General features: G+C 61.9%; 24 protein-coding genes. 14 read left to right on the top strand and 10 right to left on the bottom strand.

The genetic code is table 11. The features are described 5' to 3' along the window. Positions 1–122: 122 nt before the first annotated feature. The 3 genes from rpsI to LB519_RS13405 all read right to left on the bottom strand — a co-directional run bounded on the left by rpsI (position 123) and on the right by LB519_RS13405 (position 1,751). Entirely contained in the window at positions 123–605 is a 483-nt protein-coding gene (rpsI, locus tag LB519_RS13415; protein WP_023810272.1) for a 30S ribosomal protein S9, read from the bottom strand. A 1-nt stretch (position 606) separates the two neighbouring features. Further along, the gene (gene rplM, locus LB519_RS13410) at positions 607–1,071 is read right to left on the bottom strand and encodes a 50S ribosomal protein L13 (RefSeq protein WP_013532205.1); all 465 of its coding nucleotides are present in this window, start codon (positions 1,069–1,071) and stop codon (positions 607–609) included. Positions 1,072–1,286: 215 nt separating this feature from the next. Beyond that, entirely contained in the window at positions 1,287–1,751 is a 465-nt protein-coding gene (locus tag LB519_RS13405) for a PaaI family thioesterase (RefSeq protein ID WP_027162402.1), read from the bottom strand. 154 nt (positions 1,752–1,905) lie between these two features. Between LB519_RS13405 and LB519_RS13400 the strand changes: the two genes are divergently transcribed. The 7 genes from LB519_RS13400 (at position 1,906) to LB519_RS13370 (ending at position 7,075) form a co-directional block, all read left to right on the top strand. Next, the gene (locus LB519_RS13400; RefSeq protein WP_224620230.1) at positions 1,906–2,727 is read left to right on the top strand and encodes an enoyl-CoA hydratase; all 822 of its coding nucleotides are present in this window, start codon (positions 1,906–1,908) and stop codon (positions 2,725–2,727) included. A 10-nt stretch (positions 2,728–2,737) separates the two neighbouring features. After that, positions 2,738–3,160, top strand: coding sequence for a VOC family protein (locus tag LB519_RS13395; protein WP_224620229.1), 423 nt, complete (start codon positions 2,738–2,740; stop codon positions 3,158–3,160). Beyond that, positions 3,160–3,942, top strand: a complete 783-nt coding sequence (locus LB519_RS13390; protein WP_224620228.1) for an AAA family ATPase — start codon at positions 3,160–3,162, stop codon at positions 3,940–3,942. Before LB519_RS13395 ends, LB519_RS13390 begins: the two co-directional genes overlap by 1 nt. Next, positions 3,939–4,703: a GNAT family N-acetyltransferase gene (locus LB519_RS31310; RefSeq protein ID WP_224620227.1), complete on the top strand. Its 765-nt coding sequence runs from the start codon at positions 3,939–3,941 to the stop codon at positions 4,701–4,703. The genes LB519_RS13390 and LB519_RS31310 overlap by 4 nt, the downstream gene beginning before the upstream one ends. Next, positions 4,690–5,211: a CoA-binding protein gene (locus tag LB519_RS13380; RefSeq protein ID WP_013532199.1), complete on the top strand. Its 522-nt coding sequence runs from the start codon at positions 4,690–4,692 to the stop codon at positions 5,209–5,211. The genes LB519_RS31310 and LB519_RS13380 overlap by 14 nt, the downstream gene beginning before the upstream one ends. A 226-nt stretch (positions 5,212–5,437) precedes the next feature. After that, entirely contained in the window at positions 5,438–6,718 is a 1,281-nt protein-coding gene (locus LB519_RS13375) for an O-acetylhomoserine aminocarboxypropyltransferase (RefSeq protein ID WP_224620226.1), read from the top strand. A gap of 6 nt (positions 6,719–6,724) precedes the next feature. Continuing rightward, positions 6,725–7,075: a cupin domain-containing protein gene (locus LB519_RS13370; protein WP_063167787.1), complete on the top strand. Its 351-nt coding sequence runs from the start codon at positions 6,725–6,727 to the stop codon at positions 7,073–7,075. A gap of 54 nt (positions 7,076–7,129) precedes the next feature. On the opposite strand, the gene LB519_RS13365 is transcribed toward LB519_RS13370, so the two are convergent. Further along, positions 7,130–8,014, bottom strand: coding sequence for a GyrI-like domain-containing protein (locus LB519_RS13365; RefSeq protein WP_224620225.1), 885 nt, complete (start codon positions 8,012–8,014; stop codon positions 7,130–7,132). A gap of 277 nt (positions 8,015–8,291) precedes the next feature. Then, complete coding sequence (locus tag LB519_RS13360) at positions 8,292–9,542, bottom strand: cytochrome P450 (RefSeq protein ID WP_224620224.1); 1,251 nt, start codon at positions 9,540–9,542, stop codon at positions 8,292–8,294. 104 nt (positions 9,543–9,646) lie between these two features. On the opposite strand from LB519_RS13360, the gene LB519_RS13355 reads away from it, so the two are divergent. Next, on the top strand, positions 9,647–10,750 hold the full coding sequence (locus tag LB519_RS13355; protein WP_224620223.1) for an NAD(P)/FAD-dependent oxidoreductase: 1,104 nt from the start codon (positions 9,647–9,649) through the stop codon (positions 10,748–10,750). A gap of 25 nt (positions 10,751–10,775) precedes the next feature. Here LB519_RS13355 and LB519_RS13350 read toward each other — a convergent pair whose 3' ends face one another. Together LB519_RS13350 and LB519_RS13345 are read right to left on the bottom strand one after the other, a co-directional pair. Continuing rightward, a complete protein-coding gene (locus LB519_RS13350; RefSeq protein ID WP_224620222.1) occupies positions 10,776–12,155 on the bottom strand; it encodes a pyridoxal phosphate-dependent decarboxylase family protein in 1,380 nt (459 codons plus the stop codon). Between the two features lie 49 nt (positions 12,156–12,204). Beyond that, positions 12,205–12,795 carry a hypothetical protein gene (locus LB519_RS13345; RefSeq protein ID WP_024504594.1) on the bottom strand — a complete coding sequence of 197 codons (591 nt, stop codon included), beginning with the start codon at positions 12,793–12,795 and terminating at the stop codon, positions 12,205–12,207. Between the two features lie 338 nt (positions 12,796–13,133). Here LB519_RS13345 and clpP point away from each other — a divergent pair, with 338 nt between their 5' ends. The 4 genes from clpP (at position 13,134) to LB519_RS13325 (ending at position 18,624) form a co-directional block, all read left to right on the top strand. Further along, a complete protein-coding gene (gene clpP / locus LB519_RS13340) occupies positions 13,134–13,763 on the top strand; it encodes an ATP-dependent Clp endopeptidase proteolytic subunit ClpP (protein ID WP_013532191.1) in 630 nt (209 codons plus the stop codon). A 297-nt stretch (positions 13,764–14,060) separates the two neighbouring features. Beyond that, positions 14,061–15,335 (top strand): ATP-dependent Clp protease ATP-binding subunit ClpX, encoded by a 1,275-nt coding sequence (clpX, locus tag LB519_RS13335; protein ID WP_013532190.1) that lies wholly within the window; start codon positions 14,061–14,063, stop codon positions 15,333–15,335. A gap of 306 nt (positions 15,336–15,641) precedes the next feature. Further along, positions 15,642–18,053 carry an endopeptidase La gene (lon, locus tag LB519_RS13330; RefSeq protein WP_013532189.1) on the top strand — a complete coding sequence of 804 codons (2,412 nt, stop codon included), beginning with the start codon at positions 15,642–15,644 and terminating at the stop codon, positions 18,051–18,053. A 298-nt stretch (positions 18,054–18,351) separates the two neighbouring features. After that, on the top strand, positions 18,352–18,624 hold the full coding sequence (locus LB519_RS13325; RefSeq protein ID WP_006201846.1) for an HU family DNA-binding protein: 273 nt from the start codon (positions 18,352–18,354) through the stop codon (positions 18,622–18,624). Positions 18,625–18,768: 144 nt separating this feature from the next. Here the strand turns inward: LB519_RS13325 and LB519_RS13320 are convergent, their stop codons facing one another. After that, positions 18,769–19,791 (bottom strand): aldo/keto reductase, encoded by a 1,023-nt coding sequence (locus tag LB519_RS13320; RefSeq protein ID WP_063167791.1) that lies wholly within the window; start codon positions 19,789–19,791, stop codon positions 18,769–18,771. 178 nt (positions 19,792–19,969) lie between these two features. Between LB519_RS13320 and LB519_RS13315 the strand changes: the two genes are divergently transcribed. Continuing rightward, on the top strand, positions 19,970–20,536 hold the full coding sequence (locus tag LB519_RS13315; RefSeq protein WP_063171947.1) for an SIS domain-containing protein: 567 nt from the start codon (positions 19,970–19,972) through the stop codon (positions 20,534–20,536). A 3-nt stretch (positions 20,537–20,539) separates the two neighbouring features. Continuing rightward, positions 20,540–21,283, top strand: coding sequence for a creatininase family protein (locus LB519_RS13310; protein ID WP_063167792.1), 744 nt, complete (start codon positions 20,540–20,542; stop codon positions 21,281–21,283). Positions 21,284–21,333: 50 nt separating this feature from the next. Here the strand turns inward: LB519_RS13310 and LB519_RS13305 are convergent, their stop codons facing one another. Together LB519_RS13305 and LB519_RS13300 are read right to left on the bottom strand one after the other, a co-directional pair. Further along, positions 21,334–22,251, bottom strand: coding sequence for a carbohydrate ABC transporter permease (locus tag LB519_RS13305; protein WP_013532185.1), 918 nt, complete (start codon positions 22,249–22,251; stop codon positions 21,334–21,336). A 26-nt stretch (positions 22,252–22,277) separates the two neighbouring features. Further along, on the bottom strand, positions 22,278–23,399 hold the full coding sequence (locus LB519_RS13300; protein ID WP_127369901.1) for a carbohydrate ABC transporter permease: 1,122 nt from the start codon (positions 23,397–23,399) through the stop codon (positions 22,278–22,280). Between the last annotated feature and the right edge of the window lie 73 nt (positions 23,400–23,472).

The following is a 23,472-nucleotide window of genomic DNA, read 5'->3' as shown; positions in this document are numbered from 1 at the left end:
GTGCTCTTTACCTCCCCTCGATGGGAAGGTCGCGCCGTAGGCGTGGGTGGGGTGACTGCCGAGCCGCAAACAAAAAGGCCGCCCGGAGGCGGCCTTTTCGATTGTCTGAAGCTGCGAAGTGCTTAGCGCTTGGAAAACTGGAAGCTACGACGGGCCTTGGCCTTGCCGTACTTCTTGCGCTCGACGACGCGGCTGTCGCGGGTCAGGAAGCCGCCCTTCTTGAGCACGGCGCGCAGCGTCGGCTCGTAGTAGGTCAGCGCCTTGGAGATGCCGTGACGCACGGCGCCAGCCTGGCCGGAGAGACCGCCGCCGACGACTGTCGCGACGATGTCGTACTGGCCGGCGCGGTTGGAGGCGATGATCGGCTGGTTGAGGATCATCTGCAGGACCGGACGCGCGAAATAGGTCGCGAATTCCTTGTCGTTGACGATGATCTTGCCGGAACCCGGCTTCACCCAGACGCGCGCAATGGCGTTCTTGCGCTTGCCGGTGGCATAGGCGCGGCCCGACTTGTCGAGCTTCTGGACGTGGACGGGGGCCGCCGGCTGGGTATTGGTGTTGCCGGTGGCGGCGCCCAGTTCTGCGAGCGAGGAAAGCTCAGCCATCTTATGCGACCTTCTTGTTCTTGGCGTTCAGCTTGGCCACGTCGAGCACGACGGGCTGCTGGGCGACATGCGGATGCTCGGCGCCTGCATAGACGCGCAGGTTCTTCATCTGGCGACGGCCGAGCGGGCCACGCGGGACCATGCGCTCAACGGCCTTCTCGACGACACGCTCGGGGAAACGACCCTCGAGCAGCTGGCGCGCGGTGCGCTCCTTGATGCCGCCTGGGTGGCCGGTGTGCCAGTAATAGACCTTGTCGGTGAATTTCTTGCCGGTGAACACCACCTTGTCGGCATTGATGACGATGACGTTGTCGCCGTCGTCGACGTGCGGGGTGAAGGTCGGCTTGTGCTTGCCGCGGAGATGATTGGCGATGACAGTGGCCAGACGACCGACGACGAGACCTTCGGCGTCGATCAGGATCCACTTCTTCACCACATCCGCAGGCTTCTGCGAAAAGGTTGTCATGTTTTCTGCTCTCGGTTCTGACCTTCATAAGAGAAGGCGTTTCTTGTTGCTTGGATTGGCGAAAGGCGCTTGCCCGCCGCCAATAACAAAACGGCGGCCTTTGCGGGCCGCTGCTTCGTGGAGGCTTATAGGCGAGGGTGGTGACCGCGTCAAGGCGAACGAAAAGGTAGATATCAGGTAAAATGTAGCAAAAACAATAGCTTGAACAAAAGGTATTATTTTACCACATCACCATTCCGCTTCGGCGGGATCGAATAGGTGCCGGTGGCATGCGCCACCGTGTGTCCGTCTGGGCCGGCAACGATGTCGATGTCGAACACCATCAGGCTCTTTCCCAGCTTCAGGATGCGGCAATGGCCGTCGATCGGTCCTGCCTCGGCCTTGCGCACGAAATTGATGTCGAGGTTGACGGTGACCGAAAGCGCATCCGGCCCGGCATGGCTGAGCACGCAGACGTAGCCGCCAATGTCGGCCAGCGTGAACAGCGAGGGGCCGGACACCGTGCCGCCGGGACGCAAATGCCGTTCGCCGGCGTTGAGCCGCACGGTGCAGCCGCCCGGGAACACGTCGATCGCCTCGAAATATTTGAACTGCTCATTGAGCTGCGGATAGACGGTTTCCATCAGCGCATTGACTTGTTGCGCGGTCAGCACGGGCTTGAGGTTGGTCTGGGCGGGCATGTCTTAGTCTCTCGCTTTGCGCCAGGCCTGTATGAGCGCAGCGCGGCATTTCTGACAACCTTCGTCCCTTGGCGCAAGCGATCGGTGTTGGACGAAACCTGATCCGGTATTAGATAGTCTGGCAGCCCCAGCGGAATCGCGGAGAACCTTAGCCATGGCCGAAATCCTTGCCATCAAGCCTGCGGCCGTTGAGGGTCCGGTGGTTGCACAACTGGACAAGGGCGTGCTGCGCCTCACACTCGCCAATCCGCCTGCCAACGCGCTGTCGCTGGCGGTGATGGCGGCGCTGACGGCCGAACTCGAGCGCGCCAGGGCCGACAAGGCCGTTCGCGTCATCGCCTTGTCGGCTGCCGGCAAGGTGTTCTGCGCCGGCCATGATCTCAAGGAAATGACCGCGCGGCGCGCCGACGCCGATCGCGGCAAGGCCTTCTTTGCAGAAACATTTGCGGCTTGCGCCGCGCTGATGCAGGCGATCGTGCGGCATCCCTTGCCGGTAATCGCGGAAGTCGACGGCCTCGCCACCGCCGCCGGGCTGCAACTGGTCGCCAGCTGCGACCTTGCGATCGCTTCGCATGAGGCGACTTTCTGCACGCCGGGCGTCAATATCGGCCTGTTCTGCTCGACGCCGATGGTAGCGCTGTCGCGCAACGTCTCGCGCAAGCATGCGATGGAGATGCTGTTGACCGGCGAGACGATCGATGCGGCAACCGCCAAGGAATTCGGCCTAGTCAACCGCGTCGTGCCGCGCGAATACCTGAATCAGATCGTCACCAAATACGCGCAAACCATTGCTTCCAAATCATCTTTGGTGGTCAAGACCGGCAAGGAGGCCTTTTACGCGCAGGCCGAGATGGGGCTGGCCGACGCCTATGCCTATACCGGCCGCATCATGGTCGAGAACATGCTGGCACGCGACGCCGAGGAGGGCATCGGCGCCTTCATCGGCAAGCGCAAACCGGAATGGACGGACGAATAGGGAGAACGTCATGGAACCACGCATCTCCATCATCACCATCGCGACCGACGATCTCGACCGCGCGGTGCGCTTCTACGAGACGATGGGCCTGACCCGTCATGCCGGCATCACCGAAGGTGTCGCCTTCTTCCAGATGGGCGGCATCATCCTCGGCCTGTTCCCGCGCGCCAGCGCCGAAGAGGATTCCGGCATCGCCTTCGCCGGGGCACCGTCGGCCGTCTATCTCGCCTACAACACCCGCTCCGACGCCGAAGTCGACGACGTGCTCGCCAGGGCGGAAAAAGCCGGCGGCCGCATCGTCAAGCCGGCAGGCCGCGCCTTCTGGGGTGGCTGGTACGGCTATTTCGCCGACGCGGACGGGCATGCCTGGGAAGTGGCGCACAATCCGGCCTTTCCGATCGCCGAAGACGGCACGATTTCGCTGCCTGATTGATGGCCTACCGCAGGCAGCTGACGCGGCTCAAGGCACCGTATCTGAAGCGCATCCTGCTTGATCCCACGCGGGTTGGGGATTGGGAAAAATACCCTTGGAACCTGCCGCTATTTCGCGGCCATGAGTTCGAGCTCGAATTCACCACGCCGATCACTATCATCGTCGGAGAAAACGGCACCGGCAAATCGACGCTGCTCGAGGCGATCGGCGCGCTGGCCGGCTACGACGAAGCCGGCGGCGGCAAGGGCTATCGACCGGTCGACCATTCCGGTGCCATCGACAAGAGTGGTGCCGCGCTGGCAAACACATTCCGTGGCCACTGGCTGCCGAAAGTCACCGCCGGCTGGTTCTTCCGCGCCGAATCTTTTTACTCCGTGGCCCGTTATCTCGATCAGGCGGCGCTGGAAGACCCTTTCAGGCCACCGCCGCCGGACTTCCTGTCCTGGTCGCATGGCGAGGGCTTTATCCGCTTTTTCGAGGAGCGCTGCCGCAGGCAAGGCATCTACATCCTCGACGAACCCGAAAGTGCGCTCTCTCCGTCGCGACAGATCGAGCTGCTCAAGATGCTGCGGCGCATGGACCAGTCGGGCACCGCGCAAGTGATCATGGCGACGCATTCGCCGCTGCTGATGGCTTGTCCTGGCGCGCGGCTGTTCCGCATCAGCCGCTTCGGGCTCGATCCCACGGATTTCAGCGATACCGATCATTTTCGCATGATGCGCGACTTCTGCACCGATCCGCAGGCCTTTATGGAGGAAGCGCTGCGGGAGGATGACGCGTGAGCGCCGGCGATGATGACCTCAACTGGCGCGTCGAGCAGGCGTGCCGCGAAGGCTGGCCGGCGGCGACCGAGACGGTGGTTGATGGCTGGCTTCTACGGCGATCGGGCGGACGGATCCGGCGCACCAATTCTGCGAACCCATTGCGCGTCGAGCGCGGCGCGCCCGACAAAGTGATCGACGCCGCAGAGTCCTTCTACGTCGGCCACGGTCAGGCGCCGATGTTCCGAGTGCCTGATATCGCCGCCGAGCTCGAAACCGCACTCGACCATCGCGGCTACCAGCCGGAAGGCGGGACGATCCATCTCCATGCCGGGATCGGCGATCTGGCTGAAGTCCGCGACGAGCGGGTCGCTGTTTCGCCTGTGCCAGGCGAAGACTGGCTCGCGGCGCGCTTCCGCATGGAGGCTTATGACGACATCGATCGCCGCGTCTTTCGCGAGATGACCGGACTGATCGTCGGCGACCGGGCGTTCGTGTCCTGTACACGAGACAGCGAAATTGCCGCCTTGGCCTATGGCGTCATCCGCAATGGGCTGCTTGTGGTGGAATCGGTTGAAACCGACGGCCGTTTCAGGCAGCAAGGCCTGGGCCGCAAGACGGTGGGCGTCCTGATCGACTGGGCACGACAAACGGGTGCGTCAGCTGCATGCCTGCAGGTGGTGGCCGACAACACGCCGGCTCGCGCCCTCTACGCCTCGCTTGGGTTCAGCCGTGAACTTTACCGCTATCACTACCGCAGGAAGCCGCATGAACCACGATAGTTACGACAACAGCTACATCGCCGGCATCCTCAATTCGGTGAAGACCGTCGCCATGGTCGGCGCGTCCGCCAATGATGTGCGGCCAAGCTATTTCGTGCTGAAATATCTGCTGGCCAAGGGATTTTCGGTGTTTCCGATCAATCCTGGCCAGGCCGGCAAGGAGATCCTCGGCCGGATGACCTATGCGAGGCTCGCCGATATTCCGGAGCCGATCGACATGGTCGACATCTTTCGCGCGCCGGCGGCGGTGCCCGGCATCGTCGACGAGGCGTTGCGGCTCGATCCCTTGCCGAAAGTGATCTGGATGCAGCTTGGCGTGCGCCATGACGAAGCAGCCGCGCGCGCCGAGGCCGCCGGCATCAAGGTGGTGATGAACCGCTGCCCCAAGATCGAATATGGCAAGCTGTCCGGCGAGATCGGTTGGACCGGCGTCAATTCCGGCGTGCTGTCGTCGAAGAAGCCGCTGATGCGGTCGGGATTCCAGAGTTTCGGCGTGCGGCAGAAGTAGTGCACGTCGCTCAAAAGTGCGCAGCGGTTTTGGGATAACGACGTGCACCAAAAGCAAGGCCTGACGCGCGATGCGCCTTAGGCGCAAAATTATTCCTTAGGCCAGCGCATTTTCTCGGGCCTCGGCCGCAGATCGCTAGCCGAAGGGTATTTTCTTCTTTGCATTCGCGCTCATGCTTCGCCAAGAATGCCCGGCGATTTCAAGAGTTTCAAAAGGGAGGTTTTCAGTGACCCGCACGCCAGGTTTCAACACGCTCGCCGTCCACGCCGGTGCCAAGCCCGATCCGGCGACCGGCGCGCGCGCCACGCCGATCTACCAGACGACCTCCTTCGTCTTCGACGATGCAGACCATGCCGCGTCGCTGTTCGGGCTGAAGGCCTTCGGCAACATCTACACCCGCATCATGAACCCGACCCAGGCGGTGCTGGAAGAGCGCATGGCGGCCCTTGAAGGCGGCACGGCGGCACTCGCGGTCGCCTCCGGCCATGCGGCGCAGGTGATCGTGTTCCACAATCTGATGCAGCCGGGCGACAATTTCGTTGCCGCCAACAAGCTTTACGGCGGTTCGATCAACCAGTTCGGCCATGCCTTCAAGAATTATGGCTGGGAGGTGCGCTGGGCCGACACCAATGACATCTCGACCTTCGAGAGCCAGATCGACGACAGGACCAAGGCGATCTTCATCGAGAGCCTCGCCAATCCGGGCGGCACCTTCGTCGATATCGAGAAGATCGGTGACATCGCGCGCAAGCACGGCCTGCCGCTGATCGTCGACAACACACTGGCCTCGCCCTACCTCATCCGGCCGATCGAGCATGGCGCCGACATCGTCGTCCATTCGCTGACCAAATTCATCGGCGGCCATGGCAATTCGATCGGCGGCGCCATCGTCGACGGCGGCACCTTCGACTGGTCGAAATCGGGCAAATACCCGATGCTGTCGGAACCGCGCCCCGAATATGGTGGTCTTGTCCTGCACGAAACCTTCGGCAATTTCGCCTTCGCCATTGCCGCGCGCGTGCTCGGCCTGCGCGATCTCGGCCCGGCGATCTCCCCGTTCAACGCATTCCTCATCCTGACCGGCCTGGAAACCCTGCCGCTGCGCATGCAGCGCCACTGCGACAATGCCGTCACCGTTGCCGCCTGGCTGTCCAACCACCCCAAGGTCGCATCGGTGAATTACCCCGGCCTGCCCTCAGACAAGAACAACGCGCTGCAGAAGAAGTACTCACCACTTGGCGCCGGCGCCGTGTTCACCTTCGCGCTGAAGGGCGGCTATGACGCGGGCGTCAAATTCGTCGAGGCGCTCGAACTGTTCTCGCACCTGGCCAATGTCGGCGACACCAAGTCGCTGGTCATCCACCCGGCCTCGACAACGCATCGCCAGCTTTCCGACGAGCAGAAGATCAAGGCCGGCGCAGGACCGGACACGGTGCGGCTTTCGATCGGCATCGAGGACGTCAACGACATCGTCGCCGACCTCGAACAGGCGCTAGCCAAGGTCTGATCGATCATGAGCGAGTCAAACTTTCTTTCCATCGGCGTCGACGCTGTCGACGCCGAACAGGGTGCACCGGCGCCCGACCGGCTGATCTCGGGCGATCCCAAATTCCGCACCTGGAATGTCGAGGAGCGCGACGGCGGCCTCTATGCCGGCATATGGGAATCGACCCCGGGCAAATGGCGCATCGTCTATGACGAGTGGGAGTTCTGCCACATCCTGTCCGGCGTTTCGGTGATCGCGGAGGACGGTGGGCAAGCGCGCACCGTCAAGACCGGCGACAGCTTTGTGCTGAAGCCCGGCTTCAAGGGCAGCTGGGAAGTGCTTGAAACGACTCGCAAGGAGTATGTGATCAAGCTTTGATCTCGCGTCGCCATGATGCTCGCGATCGGGGGGACAAACCGCTGTCCTGCCGAGCTATTTCAGAGGCAGAAAGAGTTCAACGACCACTTCGCGTAGCGGGCCCTCCGGGAAGTGGGACAGATGTCGTTGGCAATAGATCGGAAAGTCGCGTGCTTCCTCGCCGCTGGCCGGAAGCCATTCACGATAAAGATAAAGTGCTGCGGGTTCGAGATTGTTGGTATTGCCAGGGTAGCGCAGCACCGCGCAGCGCCCGCCGGGGATCACGCCAGCCTTCATCTGCCCGTCATTCGCCTCGATCGGCCGGTCTGTCCCGGCACAAATGTCCATGCTGTAGTCAGCCGGGACCGCGGGCTCCCTTTCGGAACGGAAGACGTTGAAGGTCGGGCTTGTCTCGGGCGACAAGCCCGCCGCCTTACGCCAGGCGATGAACCGCTGGATGGTGTCCTGGAGCGTCGCCCGGTCTCCGCGGTGCTCCATGATCGCCACCGGCGTCGGGGGCACATCGCGGATCGTCACGTCGTCGTGTTCAAAGATTATCTGCATAAGCGTGTTCCTTGCTTTTTCGAGGGGCCCGAAGGCCATGAGCCACGACCCCCAGTCGGGAGACTTCCGGAACGACGACGGCGATTGTCCGAACCGTTGCCGAAAGGCGCGGGCGAAGGCATCCGGCGCGTCGTAACCGGCATCCATGGCTATGTCGGTGACGCTTTGGGCGTCACTTTCGGCAAGTCTGTACGAAGCACGCTTCATGCGGGCGAGCTGGACATAGCGATGCACGGACACCCCGAAGGTGGACGTGAACTGCCGGTGGAAATGATATTTCGAGAACGCCGCGACACCGCTCAACGCCTCCAGCCCCAGATCGTCATCCAGATGCTGATCTATATGGTCTAGCACCCGCTGCATTCGGGCTTGGTAGTTTTCAAGTGCGGCCTTCAACGTCTCTTTCTCCGTGACGACACCAGTTAGGCCTTTCCGGATATATCGCGCTCGACCGATCTTGCGATTTGGCATGGATCGACAGGGGCTGCCAGCAACGGCCTTCAGGCTCTCCCCCAAGCTTGTGCTGCCTGCGTATGACTATTTCGCTGGAACTGGCTGAGACAGCTTCCGGTGCCTTGTCGTGGAAGGGCATCGTGGGCGGTCCGGTGAGCCGACCTTGTGGTTGCTGCTGGCGCTATGGCTGGAATAGGCCGGCGACCAAATCCGCGCTTCGTCAAAAGCCGACGGCGAGCCTTTCCAGCCCATGGAAGTGGTAAGTGTCGCGGAAGCTTGGCCTTTCGGCAAGATGCAGCTTCGGGTGCCGTTCGAACAGGGTTTTCAGCGACACCTGCAATTCTAGCCTGGCCAGCGGCGCGCCGATGCAGAAATGGATGCCGGCGCCGAATGACACGTTCTTCTGGTCCGGACGATCGGGCCGGAAAGCTTGCGGTTCGGCGAAGGCGCGCGGGTCATGATTGGCCATGCCCAGCATCAGCCCGATCGTCTGGCCCGGCTGCACGACAATGCCAGGCGCGACTTCGATCTCCTGGTAGGCATAGCGCGTGAACATGTGCAGCGGCGCGTCGAAGCGCAGGCATTCCTCGACCGTTGCCGCGGTCGCTTCGGGTGAGCCGAAGAAGCGGCTGACATCGCCGCCTTGCATAAGGATCGAACGGACAGCGTTGCCGGTCTGATGCACTGTCGCTTCATGACCGGCATTGAGCAGCAGGATCGCCGAGGACACCATCTCGTCCTCCGACAGCTTTTTGCCGTCCTCCTGCGCCGAGATCAGCAGCGACAGCAGGTCGTCGCCAGGGTTCTTGCGTCGCTCGGTGACATGGAAACGCAGGAAATCGGCAAATTCGCCCGCGGCGCGGTTGGCCGTCTCTTCGATCGCGCGCGTGCGGCCATGGATGTACATGGCAACCATCTGGTGCGACCAGTCGAGCAGTTGCGGCCCCATGTCGACCGGCACACCGAGCATTTCGGCAATGATGGTGATCGGCAAGGGCGCCGCGAAGGCGGGCAGCAGGTCGACCGTCTTGCCCGGTTCGAAACGGTCGATCAGTTCGTTGGCGAGCGCTTCGACGCGCGGCCGCAGCCGTTCGACCTGACGTGAGACGAAAGCACGGTTCACCAGTGTTCTGAGCCGCGTGTGCACGGGTGGCTCCAGTTCCAGCATCGAATTGGCTTCGATGCCGTCGAAAGCCCTGAGATGGCTACGGTCCTGTCCGATACCGCGACTGTCTGGAATGCCGGCCGGATTCTGGCGGCCGAAACGGCGGTCGCGCAGCAGCCGGTTGACGTCGTCGAAGCCGCCAAAGCACCAGAAGCCGAATTCTTCCCAGAAGAAGGCATTCGATACGCCGTGGAGGAAAGCATAGGCATCATAAGGGTTTTGAAAAAAAGCCGGCTCGTGCGGGTCGAGCCGCAGATGTCGAGTGGCTGGATCAAAGGCCAGTGCAGGTGGCGTCAATTTGCTCATGCCAGACCAATAGCGCGGCTTGCCAGTCCGGTTCCAGACCGTATGTTGGCGCCCGCAACCCAATGCGTTGAGCCAGCCGACAAGGCTGCGGAAAGTCTGATCTGATGAATGTGATCGTTGTCGGCGCGGGTATTGCCGGTCTCTCGACGGCGTGGTCGCTGGTCAAGGCGGGTCACAGCGTTTCGATCGTCGAGCAGGGGCCGATCCCCAACCCGCTGGCCGCCTCGGGCGACCACCACCGCATCATCCGCCGCGCTTACCGCGCGGGGACCGGCTACGGCCGGCTGATCACCGAAGCCTACCAGGCCTGGGACGAGATGTGGGCCGACCTCGGCGAAAACCATCTCGATCCCAGAGGATTTGTCTGCATTTCGCGCGAGCCTGGCGACGAGGCCGAGGAATATCGCGAGGGCCTGGAAGAAGGCAATTTTCCGTTCGAACTGCTGGAGCCCGATGCAGCCGTGAAACGCTGGCCGTTTCTGGAAGCCGGGTCGTTTCGCTATGCCTATTTCTCGACTGAAGGCGGCGCGCTGCATTGCCGCAAGATCGCGTCCGGCCTGGCAAAGTGGCTGCGCGCCAACGGCGCCAATGTCTACGAAAACAGCAAGGTCGTCGAGGTCGACGCCGAAGCCGGCCACATCGTGTTCGAAAGCGGCGAGACGATGCAGTCCGACCGCATCGTCGTCGCCGCAGGCGCCTGGGTGCTAAAACTGTTTCCGGAATTGGACGGAGAATTGAAGACCTATCGAACCGCACTTGCCTATGTCGAACCGCCGGCCGACCTCAAGGCGGCCTGGCAGGCGGCACCGGTCGTGCTCGATGTCGGCGGCGCGATCGACGGCTATGTGATCCCGCCCTCCGGCGGCGCTGGCACGAAGTTCGGGTCCGGGCTGCACAAGGTGCCGACCAGCGACGCCGATTGGAACCGTCAGCCGGTGGCGGGCGAGGGCGAGGCGATCCGCAACCTGTTTTCGCCGCCGATCGCCCGCATCGCGGAGTATCGTGTGACCGAGGTCGTCACCTGCGCCTACACTTTCACATCAGAGGAAAAATTCATGGCGCATGGAAAGGGCAAATGCCTTGTTGTCTCGGCATGCTCCGGCCACGGCTACAAGTTCGGCGCGGCGGTCGGCAGGCGCGTTGCCGCTGCTGTCGGCGATGGGGATATCGCCGGTCTGAAGGCATGGCTGCGGGCGGAGGTCGCCTGAAACACGAGGCCAAATCCGCAGCGGTTCAATGATTGAGTTCGTCTGCGGCGGCAATGACTTCGGACACAATCGCCCGCACGTCATCCAAGGTCGTCCTGTGATTGACGAAACACGCCCGCAGCGCGAATTGACCGTTGATCGTTGCATTCGACAGATACACGCGGCCGCGCGCGATCACACGGCGCAGGATCGCTTCATTGTCCTTAGAGCGGTGACGGAAACAGACCGCGCTTAGCGATACCGGCGCAAGCTGCTCAAGCTCCGGCTGCGAAGCGATTGCCTGTGCCAGCATCTGGGCATGGTGGAGATCGCGCGCGATGGCTTCGCGATAGGCACGGCGCCCGTGATACTGCAGCGACATCCAGAGCTTCAGCGCACGGAAGCGCCGAGACAGTTCGATCGACTCTTCAAAGAATGCAAATGCTTCCGTTGGGTCTTCGCTCAATATCCTGACGTAGTCGTCGCTGTGCGAGAAAGTCGTGCGCGCAATGTCTGGGTGGCGATTGAGCAGGCAGCCGCAATCGAGTGGCTGATAGAGCCACTTGTGCGCATCGAGCGACAGCGAATCCGCCAAAGACAGTCCCTGGAACTTTTCCGGGACGGTCAGGGCCGCCAGTCCCCCATAGGCCCCATCGACATGCATCCACAACGCTTCCCTGCGGGCAATGTCTGCGATTTCGGGAAGGGGATCGATCGCACCGGAGATGATGGTGCCGGCCGTGGCCACGATGGCGATGGGCATGTTGCCGATGCCGCGGTCGGCGGCAATAGCTGCCTGGAGGGCATCCGTCCGCATCCTGAATTTGTCGTCGACAGGGATCAAACGGAGATTTTTTCTACCGATCCCCAACAGCGCGACGGCCTTGGGAATGGACATGTGCACTTGCTCGGAAGCATAGATCACGCACGGTCGCACGCCTGTTTCGTTGGCTGGCAGCTTCGCTTCCCGCGCCATCGCCAGGGCCATGAGGTTCGCCGTCGAGCCGCCGCCGCACAGGCTGCCTGTAAATCCGGGGCAACCGACAGCCTCCGCCAACCATTCGACGACGGCGCGTTCGATCGATGTCGCAGCCGGTGCCGAGCGCCACGACGTCACATTCTGATTGAGCACCGCAGCCAGCAATTCCCCCAGCGCGCCGATCGGTTCGCCGGAGCCGACGACATAACCGAAGAACCTGCCGGTTGAAGGCCGCACATGCTCCGCTATCGACTTGAAATCCTGCAAGACTTCCCGACCACGACCGCTCTCCTGCCAAGGCCGCGAGAAGAGTTCCGTCGTCTGTTTGCCGCTGGTCGTGGGATACGTCCGACGTTCCTCGAGGGAGGCCCAATAAGCTTTGGCAAGCGCCAAGGCTTCTTCGGCAAGGTCTGACAATTCCTGATTGGAAATTTCCAGGTCGCGCATGCCCTCAGCCCAACGGAGATCCGCTGCGAAGCAGGGTACGCCATGCGCGCTAATCCTGGCAATGCCTGGGAATATGCACCCGCCGCCAACTGGATGAGCCTTCCCGGACCAACACACGACGCGCGACGGTCTGGTAGGAGGCGGGGACATCGATGACGCGCCTTTGTTCCGGCCGCACCAGCACCTCCTCGGCGATGCTGTCATATTGTGCGGGAATGACGACGCGCCGCGTGCGTTCGGGCTGGATCACGACGGTCTCTGCGACGCGTTCGTAGCGCGCCTTGTGCCATACCTTGCACAGCACCTTGCGGCCATGGATGACGCGCCATTCCCAGGAATAGCCGCCGCCATCGACCCGGACCGTACGGTAGACGGTGCGGGTGACGGCCGGTACGATCTGGTAGGTCACTTGCGCCGGAACGGTCATCACGACGCGCTCGCGCGTGCCAAAGATAGGGGCGATATAGTCGACCTGCTGACCGGGCGGACTGATCATCACGTCTTCATAGACCGTGTCATAGACGGCCGGACTGCGGACCGGCTCATAACATTCGACGGCGCGGCCGCCGGCCGCCGTCTGCGAAATCGTGCCGAGCACGGTCAGGCCGGCAATGGTGAAGCATGCGGTTTTCCCGGGCATGACACTCCCCCTGTTGAACTCTATGCATAAGTTCAACGTTGAATTGTAGAGGAAGCCGTCTCGGAAAAAAGCGGTTTCGGCGCATTTCGTTAAGTGACGCGGTTAAGAAACTGCTACGTTGCGGGGCCGGCGATGCGGCTCCGGACCCGCGGAAGCATCCGCCGCCGCGAATCCTTGGTCAGAAAGCTTGATTCGACTTACCCAGATGGCTAGGAGGGGTCGGCCTTGCACAAGGACGAGCCGGCATCCTATTTACGGAATAACGATCCAGAACCGATTCTGCCCGATCTGCCGGCATTCCCGGCGCCGGAATCCCACCGCGAGATAAGAGATACCTGATGAAGAACCCCGTCGAAACCTACATGAACCTCGTTCCGATGGTGGTCGAACAGACCAATCGCGGCGAGCGGGCCTACGACATTTTCTCGCGCCTCCTCAAGGAGCGCATCATTTTCATCACCGGTCCGGTCGAGGACGGCATGGCGACGCTGGTCTGCGCGCAGCTTTTGTTCCTCGAAGCTGAGAATCCGAAGAAGGAAATCAACCTTTACATCAATTCGCCGGGCGGCGTCGTCACCTCGGGCATGGCGATCTACGACACCATGCAGTTCATCAAGCCGGCCGTGTCGACGCTCTGCATCGGCCAGGCGGCTTCGATGGGTTCGCTGCTCCTGACTGCCGGTCACAAGGACATGCGCTTTGCCACGCCGAACGCCCGCATCATGGTTCACCAGCCTTCCGGCGGCTTTCAGGGCCAGGCGTCCGACATCGAGCGCCATGCCCTGGATATCATCAAGCTGAAGCGTCGCCTCAACGAGGTCTACGTCAAGCACACCGGCAAGAGCTATGAAGAGATCGAGAAAACGCTCGACCGCGACCATTTCATGACCGCCGACGAAGCCAAGGATTTCGGCCTCATCGACAAGGTCATTTCGTCGCGCGAGGCGGCCGAAGGGGCGCTGGCATAAAGGCAAGTTGGCAGTTGGATGGCACCATCACGCGCTTTTGGCGCGTCTTGCGGCATTTCGGCCACAATTGGCTGTTCCCTCGGGGGACAGGATTGCCTACGTTAAGGCTATGTTGAGTTTCGGCGGCTTAGCTTTATGCGGGGTTGTCGCGAATCATTGCCACGTTTTCTGATTTGTGTTTCGTACGGAATGCGTTGCGGGAGCCGGGACACACTGGCGGCGGCGGATTCCCGCGATAGATAGAGTATGCGCCCTTTCAGCCAGACCATCGGCGGGCGGCCATGAAAGGACATGAAAATGAGCAAGGTCGGCAACAACAGCGGCGATTCCAAGAACACGCTTTACTGCTCGTTTTGCGGCAAAAGCCAGCACGAAGTGCGCAAGCTGATCGCCGGTCCGACGGTCTTCATCTGCGACGAGTGCGTCGAACTCTGCATGGACATCATCCGTGAAGAGAACAAGACCTCGATGGTGAAGTCGCGCGAAGGCGTGCCGACACCGCAGGAGATCCTCAAGGTTCTCGACGACTATGTCATCGGTCAGCCCTACGCCAAGCGCGTGCTGTCGGTGGCGGTCCACAATCACTACAAGCGCCTCGCGCATGCCGGCAAGAACAACGATGTCGAACTGGCGAAGTCCAACATCCTTTTGATCGGCCCGACCGGTTGCGGCAAGACGCTGCTCGCGCAGACGCTGGCCCGCATCATCGACGTGCCGTTCACCATGGCTGACGCGACGACGCTGACCGAAGCCGGCTATGTCGGCGAGGACGTCGAAAACATCATCCTGAAGCTGTTGCAGTCGGCCGACTACAATGTCGAGCGCGCCCAGCGCGGCATCGTCTACATCGACGAAATCGACAAGATTTCGCGCAAGTCGGACAATCCCTCGATCACCCGCGACGTGTCGGGCGAGGGTGTGCAGCAGGCGCTCTTGAAGATCATGGAAGGCACCGTCGCCTCCGTGCCGCCACAGGGCGGCAGGAAGCACCCGCAGCAGGAATTCCTGCAGGTCGATACAGCCAACATCCTGTTCATCTGCGGCGGCGCCTTCGCCGGGCTGGACAAGATCATCTCGGATCGCGGCCGCAAGACGTCGATCGGCTTCGGCGCGGTCGTCGCTTCGCCGGAGGATCGCCGCACTGGCGATGTTTTCCGCCTGGTCGAGCCCGAGGACCTGTTGAAGTTCGGTCTTATCCCTGAGTTTGTCGGCCGTCTGCCGGTCCTGGCGACGCTGGAAGATCTCGACGAACCGGCGCTGATCCAGATCCTGACCGAGCCGAAGAACGCGCTGGTCAAGCAGTATCAGCGGCTGTTCGAGATGGAAAATGTCGACCTGACCTTCCATGAGAACGCTCTTTCGGCGATCGCCAAGCGCGCTATTGAGCGCAAGACCGGCGCGCGCGGCCTGCGTTCGATCATGGAGGCGATCCTGCTCGACACGATGTTCGAGCTTCCCGCACTCGAAGGCGTGCGCGAAGTGGTGATTTCGGAGGAGGTGGTGACCGGCAGTGCCCGGCCGCTCTACATCTACTCCGAGCAGAAGGAAAAGAAGGGCAATGTCAGCGCCTGACATGAGCCCGCAGCGAAATTCTGAAACGGCGCCGCAAGGCGCCGTTTTGCTGTCGCACAGCGGTTTTGCGCGGCGTACGGGCTGGCGTCGCAAATGTGTCACTCGCGGACGGGTTGGGAGTGCGGATTTGGACACGCCCCTTGATCTTTGGGGGTCGTGCATCCAACTAACTGGAGAAGGCCGAGGTGCCCGATTTCTGTGCTGTAAAACTCCCGTCACAAACGGTGGTAGGCGGAACGATCCCCGGTCGTTAATATAAGATTCGCGGTTGGCTCAATTAGCGGCCGCGACATGAAAGGTTGGACAATGGCCAAAGTATCCAAGGCACCCAGCGACGGCGTCTTCGCAGTTCTCCCACTGCGCGACATCGTGGTGTTCCCGCACATGATCGTTCCGCTCTTCGTCGGGCGTGAGAAGTCGATCAAGGCGCTGGAAGAGGTGATGGGTCAGGAAAAGCAGATCCTGCTTGCCACCCAGATGAATGCCGCTGATGACGATCCCGAGCCCGATGCCATTTTCGACATCGGCACGCTCGCCAATGTGCTGCAATTGCTCAAGCTGCCCGACGGCACCGTCAAGGTTCTGGTCGAGGGCGCCTCGCGTGCGAAAATCGTCTCGTTCACCGACCGTCCCGATTTCCACGAGGCCCGCGCCGCGGCGCTGGTCGAGCCGGAAGAGGAAGAGGTCGAGGTTGAGGCGCTGGCGCGTTCGGTCGTCACCGATTTCGAGAATTACGTCAAGCTGAACAAGAAGATCTCGCCCGAAGTGGTGGGTGCTGCCAGCCAGATCGACGACTACTCCAAGCTCGCCGACACGGTTGCCTCGCATCTCGCCATCAAGATCCCCGAGAAGCAGGAGATGCTGGCCACGCTTTCGGTCAAGGAGCGGCTGGAAAAGGCGATGGGCTTCATGGAAGCCGAAATCTCCGTCCTGCAGGTGGAGAAGCGCATCCGCTCGCGTGTCAAGCGCCAGATGGAGAAGACGCAGCGCGAGTACTACCTGAACGAGCAGATGAAGGCGATCCAGAAGGAACTCGGCGAAGGCGAGGACGGCCGCGACGAGGCCGCCGAGATAGAGGCGCGCATCAAGAAGACCAAGCTCTCCAAGGAGGCCCGCGAAAAGGCGGAAGCCGAGTTGAAGAAGCTCCGGACGATGTCGCCGATGTCGGCTGAATCGACGGTCGTGCGCAACTATCTCGACTGGATCCTGTCTATCCCGTGGGGCAAGAACTCCAAGGTCAAGCAGGACCTGGCTTTCGCGCAGAACGTGCTCGATACCGACCATTTCGGCCTCGACAAGGTCAAGGAGCGCATCGTCGAGTATCTCGCCGTGCAAAGCCGCCAGAAGAAGCTGAAGGGGCCGATCCTGTGCCTCGTCGGCCCTCCCGGTGTCGGCAAGACCTCGCTCGGCAAGTCGATCGCCAAGGCGACTGGACGCGAGTTCATCCGCATGGCGCTGGGCGGCGTGCGTGACGAGGCCGAGATCCGTGGCCACCGGCGCACCTATATCGGCTCGATGCCCGGCAAGGTCATCCAGTCGATGAAGAAGGCCAAGAAGTCCAACCCGCTCTTCCTGCTCGACGAGATCGACAAGATGGGCCAGGACTTCCGTGGCGATCCGTCATCGGCGTTGCTCGAGGTCCTCGATCCGGAACAGAACTCGACGTTCATGGACCACTACCTCGAGGTCGAATACGATCTGTCGAGCGTCATGTTCGTGACGACGGCGAACACGCTGAACATCCCGGCGCCCTTGATGGACCGCATGGAGATCATCCGTATCGCCGGCTACACCGAGGACGAGAAGATCGAGATCGCCAAGCGGCACCTGATGCCTAAGGTGATCCGCGATCACGCGCTGCAGCCGAAGGAGTTTTCCGTCGGTGAGGACGCGATCCGCGCCATCGTCCAGACCTACACCCGTGAAGCGGGCGTCAGAAGCCTGGAGCGCGAGCTGATGAAGCTCGGGCGCAAGGCGGTGACCGAGATCCTGAAGACGAAGAAGAAGACGGTGAACATCACGGCGGCGAACCTCGCCGATTACCTCGGTGTTGAACGCTTCCGCTTCGGTCAGGTCGAGGCTGACGATCAGGTCGGTGTCGTTACCGGACTCGCCTGGACGGAAGTCGGCGGCGAGCTGCTGACGGTCGAAGGCGTCATGATGCCCGGCAAGGGCCGCATGACGGTGACCGGCAATTTGCGCGACGTGATGAAGGAATCGATTTCGGCGGCGGCCTCCTATGTCCGCTCGCGCGCCGTCGATTTCGGCATCGAGCCGCCGCTGTTCGACAAGCGCGACATCCACGTGCACTTGCCGGAAGGCGCCACGCCGAAGGACGGCCCGTCTGCAGGTGCTGCCATGGCGACAGCCATTGTATCGGTACTGACGGGTATTCCGGTCCGGGCGGATGTGGCGATGACCGGCGAGATAACGCTTCGCGGCCGCATCCTGCCGATCGGCGGGCTCAAGGAGAAGCTGCTCGCCGCACTGCGCGGCGGCATCAAGAAGGTGCTGATCCCGGAAGACAATGCCAAGGACCTGGCGGAGATTCCGGACAATGTGAAGAACGGCATGGAGATCATTCCGGTCTCACGTGTCGGCGAGGTGTTGCGCCACGCGCTGGTGCGTATGCCGGAGCCGATCGAATGGGTCGAGCCGGTCAATCCGCCGGCTGCGACAGACAGTGCCGACGACGCTGGAAAGTCCCTGGCGCATTAGAGCGCCGGGCGTCCATCTGGACGCACAAAGGACGCTCTAACGCCCAGACTTGCGCATGGCCCTTGCCGCAAACCGGCTACGGTTTTCGGGGCCATGCGTTGGTTTTCGTCGAGGTTGCAGCGCACAAACGGAGAGCCGGGCCTGACGCCCGGCTTTTTCATGTGAAAAACCCCGGAATTCCGGGCTTTTTCCGCTTTTTTCCTGCCTTTTCGACTTGGTTGCGGGAGCGCTTCTTTCTAAAGTCCGTTTCCTGCCGGATGAGTCGATAGTTCCGGTGTTCTCATGGAAGGGAATTTTTATGAACAAGAACGAACTGGTGTCCGCTGTCGCCGACGCCGCGAGCATTTCGAAGGGTGACGCGCAGTCGGCGGTCGATGCGGTATTTTCCGTGATCACCGGCGAACTGAAGAAGGGCGGCGATGTCCGGCTTGTCGGCTTTGGCAATTTCACCGTGTCAAAGCGTGCCGCCTCGACCGGCCGCAATCCTCAGACCGGCGCCGAAGTGAAGATCCCGGCGCGTACCGTGCCGAAGTTCTCGGCCGGCAAAGGCCTCAAGGACGCAGTCAACTAAGCGTTTTTTCTTTTCAGAGACCTCAGAAAAGCCGGGCTTGCCCGGCTTTTCATTTTGGTGCCCTACGCCGGTTCATGCGACCAGAAAAGCCGGGCTTGCCCGGCTTTTCATTTTGGTGCCCGACGCTGACGCGACGCGGCCGGCTTATGCGGTCGGCGCATCAGTGCGCATAAGACCTTCCTCCTTGAGATCCGCCCAAAGTGCTGCGGGCAGTTTCGCATCGAGCAGCGAGCGATTGCTCTCGACTTCGCTCGGCCGTTGGCCACCGGGGATCACCGAAACGACTGAAGGATGCAGCAGCGGGAATTGCAGGGCGGCCTCGATCAGCCTGACACCATGACGCTTGCAGACGTTCTCGATCCCGGCGACCCGGTCGAGTATGTCCTTCGGCGCTTCGGAGTAGTTGTAGTAGGCTCCGGGCTTCGGCCCTGTTGCGAGGATGCCGGAGTTGTAGGGTCCGCCGAGAACGATGCCGATGCCGCGTGCCTGGCAGAGCGGCAGGAAGGACGTCAGCGCCTCCTGTTCCAAGAGCGTATAGCGCCCGGCCAGCAGGAACAGATCGAAGTCGCCGCGCTCAGCCAGCGTCTGCGCGACCTGCCACTCATTGATGCCGCCGCCGAACGCCTTGATCACGCCCTGGTCGCGCAGCGACAGCAGGCCGTAATAGCCCGAGCGCATGAACTCCTCGATGCGCCGGTCGGAGGCTTCCTTGCTGCCATGCGTGAAGATGTCGACATCGTGCACGAAGAGGATGTCGATCCGGTCGACGCCGAGGCGCTCAAGCGAGGCTTCGAACGAGCGCATGACACCGTCATAGCTGTAGTCGTACACCTCGCGGCGTGATGGCGTGTCGAAGAACTTGCCGATGCCGGTGCGCTCTTCGGGCGGGCAGGCACGCATGATGCGGCCGACCTTGCTCGACAGCACATAGTCGTCGCGCTTCTTGCCGCGCAGGAACGGGTTGAGCCGCGTTTCCGAGAGGCCGAGCCCATAGAGCGGCGCGGTGTCGTAGTAGCGGCAGCCGGTCGCCCAGGCGGCCTCCAGCGTGGCGTTGGCGTCCTCGTCGGAGACGGCACGGTAGAGATTGCCGAGCGGCGCCGCGCCGAAGCCGAGCTCGGTGAAACTGATGCCGCCATTGCCGATGCGGTCGAAATGCCGTGTCTTCATATCCTGCTGTTTGCCTCGCCTGATTTGTCTGACATGACACTATCACGCCTGTGATCAGGCAAAAGCATAGCTGCGCGTTGGACACGCATTTTCGCGGTTGCTAGCATGAACGAAATCAAGCTGTTCGTGGCAGCAAGAGCGGCAAATACCAGGGTGATTTTTCAATGGCGGGTTTGCGGTGAGCGACAAGAGCAAAAGCCTGTTCGAGACCGCACTTGAGGAGCTGGGTGGCGTGCTGGCACGCATCGACGAAAGCCGGATCGACGCCGCCTGCAAAACGCTAGCCGGCGCGCGACAGATCGTCGTCTATGGCTGCGGCCGCGAGGCCTTGCAGGTCAAGGGTTTTGCCATGCGGCTCTACCATTTGGGCCTGCCGGTTTCCGTGGTCGGCGACATGAACACGCCGCCGCTGGGGCAGGGCGATGTCTTCCTGGTCAGTTCCGGGCCGGGAGAAACCTCGACCGTGCTGACCCTGATGCAGGTCGCGCGCCAAGCAGGTGCAACCAATCTCCTGCTGACCGCCCAGGCCGAAGGCAGCGCGGCAAGGCTTGCCGACTTCACGCTGCTCATTCCCGCGCAGACCATGGCCAACGATCAGGGGGCGCAAAAAACATCGGTCCTGCCGATGGGCTCGGTGTTCGAAGGCGCGCTGTTCCTGCTGTTTGAGGTGATGGTGCTGAAGCTTAGGGAATTGACCGGCGTGTCGCCCGAAGCCATGCGCGCCCGCCACACCAACATGGAATAGATCATGCGCTATGAACTGATGCTGCCACACCAGATCCGCAGGGCGATCGCCGAGAATTGGCCGGTCGCTCTGCCGCTCGGCGTGCTGGAATACCATGGCGAGCATATGGCCGTCGGCATGGACACGCTGGCCGTCATCAAGACGCTGGAGCTGTTCGAAAAGGAGAAGGACGTCGTCATCCTGCCGCCCTTCTACTACGGTGCGGCAAGCTATGCGGTGGCGCCGCCGGAAGGCAGCGGCTCGGTGCAGGTCGGCGGCAATGCGCTGGCGCCGTTCGGCGAGGAGCTGTTCTACAGCCTGTTGCGCATCGGCTTCCGCAACATCCACGCCATTATCCACCACCAGACCGAGAACTTTGTCGCCGGCATGCCGACCGATCTGGCGTTCAAGGCCGCCGGCCGCCAGGCGATCTTCCGCTTCCTCGAAAAGGAGCGCGGCGAGGGCTGGTGGGGGTCGCAGGCGATGGCGGACTATTATTCAGGACACGCGGCGGGTGAAAATTTCTTCAACTGGGTGCAGGTGCATCCGCTGATGTCGGCTGACATGAACGGCAAGTACCCGTTCGACCATGCCGGCATTGGCGAGACCTCGCTGATGCTGGCGCTATGCCCGGAGGCTGTCGATGCCAATCACTTCGCCGACAATACCGGCTGGTACACGGCGAGCGCCAAGGATGCTTCGGCAGAGCTCGGGCAGAAGGGCGTCGCCATGATCATGGACCACCTGCGGGCAATATTGGGACGCTAGCGCGCGGCTTCCCTTCTCCCACAAGGGGGAGAAGGTAAGAGGGCGCCATGCTACTTCACCGCGCCCGCGGTCATGCCCATGATCAGATAGCGCTCCAACGCGATGCCAATGACGGCGAGCGGCGCGATGGCCGCCGTCGCTAGTGCCGCCATCGACCACCAGTTGATGCCTTGCGAGCCGGTCTGGCTCGCCACCATGACCGGGATCGTCTTGGCGTCGGTCGAGGTCAAAAGGGCGGCGAAGAAATACTCGTTCCAGCACAGCACCATCGCCAGGATGAAGGCGGCGACCATGCCCGGCAGCGCGATCGGCATGACGATGCGGAAGAACGCGCCCCAGATCGACAGCCCGTCGACAAGGGCGGCTTCCTCGAGCTCGACCGGGATCGAGTTGAACTGGTCGCGCATGATCCAGATGACGATCGGCAGCACCATCAGCGTGTAGAGCAGGATCAGCCCGATGCGCGTGTCGAGCAGGCCGACCTCGCGGTAGAGCACCAGGAAGGGCAGTGCCAGCACCACCGGCGGCAGGATCAGCTGCGACAGGAAGAAGAACGAGATGTCCTCGTTCTTGAACCAGGCGAAATGGTAGCGATAGCGGGTGAGCCCGTAGGCGGCGAGGCTGCCGATGATGATGGCGAGGCTCGACGCGCCGACCGAGGTGATCACCGAATTCATGAAGCGCTTGAGGAACTCCTCGCGCACGGTCGAGGTCTGGAAGATCGAGTCCGGCGACAGGCCGAGCGAACGCCAGCCCTTCCAGTCCGGCTGGAAGTCGACGAAGGGGATGAGATGGCCTTGCGTGACGTCGACTGCGGTCTTGAACGAGGTCGTGATCGTCCAATAGATCGGGAACAGGCAGATGAACGCCCAGAAGGCCAGCGCGCCATAGATGAAGACGCGGCTGGCGAGGAAGCTCGCCGGCGAGCGGATCTCCGAGGCGACATATTCGGTGGTCTGAACGCTCATCGGGCTCAATTCACCCCCATCTTGCTTTAATTGACATTGCGGACAAAACGGTTGGCAAATTTCAACAACCACGTGACGAACACGACGATGATCACCAGATAGGCCATCGCCAGCATGGTTCCGTAGCCGACATTCGAGCGGTCGCGGTATTCGCGGTAGATGAAGCTCGACACGGAATCGGTGGCGCCGCCGGGGCCGCCGGACGTCACGGTGATGATGATGTCGGCAAGCTTCAGCTTGAAGATGATGCGCAGGACCACCGCCGTCACCGACACCGGCAGCATCAGCGGGAAGGTGACCTGCCAGAAGGTCTGCCACGCATTGGCGCCGTCGACGCGTGCGGCTTCGAGCACCTCGCGCGACATCGCCTGCAGCCCGGCCAGCAGCATGATCATCATGAACGGAATGAAGGTCCAGGCATCCAGTATCATGATCGATATGCGCGCGATGATCGGATCGGAGAAGAAGGCCGGATTTTCCCAACCGAGATGGCGCGCCAGCGTTGCGGCCGGTCCGAACCTGTATTCCATCAGCGATTTGCCGATCATCCACGACACCGCGACCGGCGACAGCATCAGCGGCATCAGGAAGACGACGCGGAAGAATTTTCGCGCCCGGATCTGGGCATTGAGGAGCAGCGCCAAGCCGAAGGCAATGACATATTCGACCGCCACCGCCAGCACGTAGAGCACCATGTTGAACAGCGCGTTGCGGTAGTAGGGATCGCCCAGCATCTGCCAGAAATTGTCGAGCCCGTTGAACCGGCGGCCGCTGAAGGAACTGAGGTTCCAGTCGGTGAGTGCGATGTAGAAACCGAACAGCGTCGGGAAGATCACCATGGCGATGGTGAACAGCAGCGCCGGCAGCAGAAACAGGGCACGCTGGCCGTCTTCGCCGCGCGTCAGCACCTGGCCGACACCGATCGCCACGCCCCACAGAACATAGGCATAGACGACGGGGCGCCAGGTCTCGAAGCCGATCGTATCGGGGCTGCCCTTGTAGAGGATCTCCAGCACGATCGTCGCCAGCAGGCCAAGCGTCGCAGCGGCCATCAGCGCCCAGCCAAGGCGTTTACGGCCTGGAGAGATCAGATCGGAAGTGCCGGCATCTGCCGGCCACGGGTTCGCGGTCGATGTCTGGTCAGCCACAAATCTCGCCCGTTTGAAGGCTCTCGAGGAGCCGGAGCCTGTCTAAAGTGGTCCGGCGTTGCCGCCGGACCAC

This window comes from Mesorhizobium sp. AD1-1, assembly GCF_020164655.1.
In the GTDB taxonomy this organism is placed as follows: domain Bacteria; phylum Pseudomonadota; class Alphaproteobacteria; order Rhizobiales; family Rhizobiaceae; genus Mesorhizobium; species Mesorhizobium ciceri.
Note: the sequence above shows the minus strand (reverse complement) of the source record. Positions and strands in the feature narration are given on the sequence as shown.

Excerpts from the sequence above, each read along its gene's own strand:
- rpsI (WP_023810272.1), bottom strand. The coding sequence starts at position 605 with ATGGCTGAGCTTTCCTCGCTCGCAGAACTGGGCGCCGCCACCGGCAAC.
- rplM (WP_013532205.1), bottom strand. The coding sequence starts at position 1,071 with ATGACAACCTTTTCGCAGAAGCCTGCGGATGTGGTGAAGAAGTGGATC.
- LB519_RS13405 (WP_027162402.1), bottom strand. The coding sequence starts at position 1,751 with ATGCCCGCCCAGACCAACCTCAAGCCCGTGCTGACCGCGCAACAAGTC.
- LB519_RS13400 (WP_224620230.1), top strand. The coding sequence starts at position 1,906 with ATGGCCGAAATCCTTGCCATCAAGCCTGCGGCCGTTGAGGGTCCGGTG.
- LB519_RS13395 (WP_224620229.1), top strand. The coding sequence starts at position 2,738 with ATGGAACCACGCATCTCCATCATCACCATCGCGACCGACGATCTCGAC.
- LB519_RS13390 (WP_224620228.1), top strand. The coding sequence starts at position 3,160 with ATGGCCTACCGCAGGCAGCTGACGCGGCTCAAGGCACCGTATCTGAAG.
- LB519_RS13380 (WP_013532199.1), top strand. The coding sequence starts at position 4,690 with ATGAACCACGATAGTTACGACAACAGCTACATCGCCGGCATCCTCAAT.
- LB519_RS13370 (WP_063167787.1), top strand. The coding sequence starts at position 6,725 with ATGAGCGAGTCAAACTTTCTTTCCATCGGCGTCGACGCTGTCGACGCC.
- LB519_RS13360 (WP_224620224.1), bottom strand. The coding sequence starts at position 9,542 with ATGAGCAAATTGACGCCACCTGCACTGGCCTTTGATCCAGCCACTCGA.
- LB519_RS13355 (WP_224620223.1), top strand. The coding sequence starts at position 9,647 with ATGAATGTGATCGTTGTCGGCGCGGGTATTGCCGGTCTCTCGACGGCG.
- LB519_RS13350 (WP_224620222.1), bottom strand. The coding sequence starts at position 12,155 with ATGCGCGACCTGGAAATTTCCAATCAGGAATTGTCAGACCTTGCCGAA.
- LB519_RS13345 (WP_024504594.1), bottom strand. The coding sequence starts at position 12,795 with ATGCCCGGGAAAACCGCATGCTTCACCATTGCCGGCCTGACCGTGCTC.
- clpP (WP_013532191.1), top strand. The coding sequence starts at position 13,134 with ATGAAGAACCCCGTCGAAACCTACATGAACCTCGTTCCGATGGTGGTC.
- clpX (WP_013532190.1), top strand. The coding sequence starts at position 14,061 with ATGAGCAAGGTCGGCAACAACAGCGGCGATTCCAAGAACACGCTTTAC.
- lon (WP_013532189.1), top strand. The coding sequence starts at position 15,642 with ATGGCCAAAGTATCCAAGGCACCCAGCGACGGCGTCTTCGCAGTTCTC.
- LB519_RS13325 (WP_006201846.1), top strand. The coding sequence starts at position 18,352 with ATGAACAAGAACGAACTGGTGTCCGCTGTCGCCGACGCCGCGAGCATT.
- LB519_RS13320 (WP_063167791.1), bottom strand. The coding sequence starts at position 19,791 with ATGAAGACACGGCATTTCGACCGCATCGGCAATGGCGGCATCAGTTTC.
- LB519_RS13310 (WP_063167792.1), top strand. The coding sequence starts at position 20,540 with ATGCGCTATGAACTGATGCTGCCACACCAGATCCGCAGGGCGATCGCC.
- LB519_RS13305 (WP_013532185.1), bottom strand. The coding sequence starts at position 22,251 with ATGAGCGTTCAGACCACCGAATATGTCGCCTCGGAGATCCGCTCGCCG.